This is a genomic window from Rhodopseudomonas sp. BR0C11 (assembly GCF_010820945.1).
In the GTDB taxonomy this organism is placed as follows: Bacteria; Pseudomonadota; Alphaproteobacteria; order Rhizobiales; family Xanthobacteraceae; genus Rhodopseudomonas; species Rhodopseudomonas palustris_H.
Window position 1 is genome coordinate 1 of sequence record NZ_QTKI01000424.1, and the last position, 4,002, is coordinate 4,002.

General features: G+C 65.9%; 4 protein-coding genes. All 4 read right to left on the bottom strand.

Annotation, left to right across the window (positions count from 1 at the left end):
- The coding region (locus DYI24_RS22615; protein WP_164573925.1) for an ABC transporter substrate-binding protein at positions 1–929 on the bottom strand (929 nt) is incomplete at its 3' end.
- A 37-nt stretch (positions 930–966) separates the two neighbouring features.
- Complete coding sequence (locus DYI24_RS22620) at positions 967–2,667, bottom strand: AMP-binding protein (RefSeq protein ID WP_164573926.1); 1,701 nt, start codon at positions 2,665–2,667, stop codon at positions 967–969.
- Positions 2,651–3,400: an ABC transporter ATP-binding protein gene (locus DYI24_RS22625; RefSeq protein ID WP_164573927.1), complete on the bottom strand. Its 750-nt coding sequence runs from the start codon at positions 3,398–3,400 to the stop codon at positions 2,651–2,653. Before DYI24_RS22625 ends, DYI24_RS22620 begins: the two co-directional genes overlap by 17 nt.
- Before the next feature lie 3 nt (positions 3,401–3,403).
- Positions 3,404–4,002, bottom strand: a 599-nt coding sequence (locus DYI24_RS22630) for an ABC transporter ATP-binding protein (protein ID WP_164573928.1), incomplete at its 5' end; no start/stop codon positions are given.

Below are 4,002 nucleotides of genomic sequence, written 5' to 3' on the forward strand. Positions count from 1 at the left end.
TTCTTGTAGTCCTCGATGAACTTCTTGACCTCGCCGGTGGCGGTGTCGGCATAGAAGATCTCGGTCTGGCCGACGCCATAGATGCCTTCGGTGGTTTCCTTGCCGAGCTGCGGAAAATCCGGCACGTAGCTCGGCGACGACACCACGAAGGTCGGCTTCCAGCCGAGCTTCTGCGCCGCGGTGGTGATTCCGACCGACTCGCGCACCACCGAGCCGAGCGCCACCATGTCACAGCCGTCCGCCTTCATCCGCGCGACCTGTGAGTTGAAGTCGGTGGCGCCGCGCTTGAACGACACCATGGTGGCGCTCGGGATGTTCATCGCCTTGAGCTGGTCGGTGTAGGCGTCGGTGAAGTTCTTACCCATCTCGTCGTCCTGATAGACGATGCAGGGCTTCTTCGGTTTGGTGTTCTCGACGACGTATTTGATGCCGAGCCGCATCGTGTCGTAATATGGGCTGAACATGTTGAACTTCAGCCGGTCTTCAGGCTTCGCCGGGTCCATCTTGAAGGTGAACTCGGCGGCGGTGATCGGAAACAGGTGCAGCAAGCCCGCCGACTGCACCAGCGGCATCGGCGCCAGCGTGGTGGCGGAGCCCATCGCCGATACGATCGCGAACACCTTGTCGAGTTCGATCAGTTTCTGAGTGATCAGCACCGCTTTCTTCGGATCGTAGCCGTCGTCCTCGTTGACGAGGCGGATCTTGCGGCCATTGATGCCGCCGGCGTCGTTGATCTGCGCGATCGCCAGCTTCATGCCGTTGGTGGCGGGTACGCCCCAGGCCTTCAGCGGCCCGCTGAGATCCATATGGGTGCCGATCACAATCTCAGTGTCGGTGATGCCCTGAGTCTTGAACTGCGCGAGGGCGGGCTGGGCGCCGAGGCCGATCAGCGCCGCGGCGGCGAGCATCGGCAGAGTGCTGGACTTCATGGTTTCGCTCCCTCTTTGTTGTTTCGTTGGTTGATGGCTAATGCGCGCTGGCGGCCGACCGTCGCTCTTCCACGAGGTCGTCGTCGTCACCCTTCAAAAGATGCCGCCGCAGCGTTCCCGACGGCGCCAGCTCGGCATCCCCCGGACGCAACGCCCGCTCGATCAGCGTGAAGCACTCGATCCGGATCGCCGCGTGGCGGCGATTGACGTCGGCAATCGCCGAACCCACCAGCGCGCGGATTTCGTCCGCCTGGCATAGGCTCTGGAAATGCGTGAACGGAATGCCGCGGTCCTGGGCGTAGCGAACCGCGTGATCGCCATCGAGCAGCACACGCGCAACCGCGCGGCCGTCGCGGTCGAGATGCACGAAGGCATCGGCGATATAAGGCGAGGCGCTGAGCTCCTGCTCGGCGGCGAACGGCAGCACGCGTTCGCTGCCCCGCTGCAGCACGTCGTCGAGCCGACCGACGACGGCGTAACGATCGGCGCTCTCACGGCGGGCGATATCGCCGGTGTGCCACCATCCGTCGCGATGTAGGACAGGCGTGATGTCGCCCGCATAGCCGAAGAACAGTGTGTCGCCGCGCAGCCAGAGCTCGTCATGGTCGCCGAGCTTCCACTCCATCGCGTGATGATCGGCAATCCGCACGGCGCCGCCGGCTTCAGCATGGCCATAGATATCCGTCAGCGGCCGGCCGAGCGCGGCGAACCAATCGGCCACATCGGTCCGGAGCGTCGCCCCGCTCGACAGGCACAGCCGGGCGCGGCCAAGGCCGAGCCGCCGCCGGACCGGTGCGAGCACCAAAGGATCGGTGATCACGCGCAGCGGCGAGCCGTCGCGGCCATGGGCAAACGCGATGCGGCACGCCCAGCGCTGAAATTTCGTCGTTTCGCCGATCGCCAGCAGGATGCCAGCCTGAAGCCTGGCGAACAGCTGCGGCGAGGCCTGCACGATGGTCGGCTGTAGTTCGGCAAGATCGGCCAGCGCCGTGTCCGGACTTTCCGGAAAATTGATCACCGTGCCGGCGAGCAGCGAGGCGTAGATACCGACCACGCGCTCCAGCACGTGGTGTAGCGGCGTCAGCGACAGCCGCTCGTCGCTGGCCCGCAATCCCAGCGCCTGCTTTGCCCGCTCGGCCTGCGCGATCACCGCATCATGGCCGAGGATCGCGCCGCGAACCGGGCCGGTGCCGCCGGAGGTGTAGATGATCACAGCCTCGCGGCCCGCTGTTCCCGAGGCGCCGTCCCGTCCCGCCGCTTCGAGCGCCGACAACGGAATCACGCAAGGATCACCGGCGCCGTCGTCCCACTGCTGATGCATCGTGACGACGCGCCGGAGCGACGGGCAGCGTTCGCGGACACGGAGCGCTTTGTGCAGTTGGTCGTCGCCGGCCACGAACAACACGCTGGCCTTGCAGTCGCCAAGCACGCGCGCGAGGTCATCGGCGTCGCCATGCGGATCGAGCCCGGCTGAGACACCGCCGGCCGCGCCGATCGCAAGATCGGCCAGCACCCACTCGTAACAATTGTCGCCGATCACCGCGCCGACCGAACCGGAGCCGACGCCTTGAGCGCGCAGGCCGGCGGCGATCGCCTCGATCCGGTCCGCGAACTGACGGCCGCCGATCGGCTGCCATAGCCCGTAGCGCTTCCAGCGCAGCACCGGGGCATCGCCGTGCTGGCGCAGCGCCGCGATGACCCGGCCCGCCAGCGTGGTCGTGTCAGTGCCGCTTGCCATGTCCGCCCTGTCCGTGGCCGAGATAGAATTCCCGGATCTGATCCGATTGCATCAGGTTGGCGCAGGTGTCGTGCTTCACCACCCGGCCGACCTCGAGCACATAGCCGTAGTGTGCGGTCTCCAGCGCCATCCGCGCATTCTGCTCGACCAGCAGGATCGAGACGCCCTCCTCGGCATTGAGTCGCCGGATGATCGCGAAGATCTCCTTCACCAACAGCGGCGACAGACCGAGCGACGGCTCGTCGAGCAGCAGGACCTTGGGCCGTGCCATCAGCGCGCGGCTGATCGCCAGCATCTGCTGCTGGCCGCCGGAAAGCTGCCCCGCGAGCTGGTCCTGGCGCTCGCGCAGCACCGGGAAATAGTTGAACGCCTTCTCGATGTCGGCGGCAACCTCGTGCTGATCGGTGCGGATGTAGGCGCCCATCTTCAGGTTGTCGCGGACGCTGAGGAACGGGAAGATCTCGCGCCCCTCCGGCACGTGGCTAATGCCGAGCCGAACCACCTTGTCCGGTTCCGTCGACTGGATCTTGCGGCCTTCGAACTCCACCGTGCCTTTCAGCGGATCGAGCACGCCCGAGATCGTCTTCAGGATGCTGGTCTTGCCGGCGCCGTTGGCGCCGAGCACGGTGACGATCTGGCCGCGCATCAGATCGAGGGTGATGCCGCGGATCGCGGTGATCGGGCCGTAGCAGCTTTCGATATTGGCAAGGCGGAGGATCGGCTGGGCGCTCATCGATCAGGCTCCCAGATAGGCGGCGACGACGTCGGGATGGTTCTGCACCTCGTCAGAGGTGCCGAGCGCCATCATCCGCCCGTAGTTCAGCGCCAGCACGCGGTCGGAGACGCGGCTGACCAGCGACATGTCGTGCTCGACCATCAGCACGGTGATGCCGAGCCGGCTGTTGATCTCGAGGATCCACTCCGCCATCGCGTTGGTCTCCTCGACGTTGAGCCCGGACGACGGCTCATCGAGCAGCAGCAGCTTCGGCCCGACGCACAGCGCGCGGGCGACCTCGATCACCTTGCGGACGCCGTAAGGCAGGCTGCCGATCGGGGTGTCGCGATAGCGCTGCAGGCGTAGCACGTCCATCACCTCCTCGGCGGCCCGCCGATGCGCTATCTCCTCATCGCGAACCTTCTTCAGCCGCAGGATGTCCTGCCAAGTCGAGGTGGTGGAATGACGATGACGGCCGACCAGCAGATTGTCGAGCGTCGACGCACTCTCGAACAGCTCGATGTTCTGGAAGGTGCGGGCGATGCCGCGACCGGCGATCTGCTGCGCCGACAGCCGGGTGACATCCTCGTCGCGAAAGATGATGTGGCCGGCATAGGGCG

Bases quoted from the DNA above. Each gene is read 5' to 3' on its own strand.
- DYI24_RS22625 (WP_164573927.1), bottom strand. From the start codon at position 3,400: ATGAGCGCCCAGCCGATCCTCCGCCTTGCCAATATCGAAAGCTGCTAC.
- DYI24_RS22620 (WP_164573926.1), bottom strand. From the start codon at position 2,667: ATGGCAAGCGGCACTGACACGACCACGCTGGCGGGCCGGGTCATCGCG.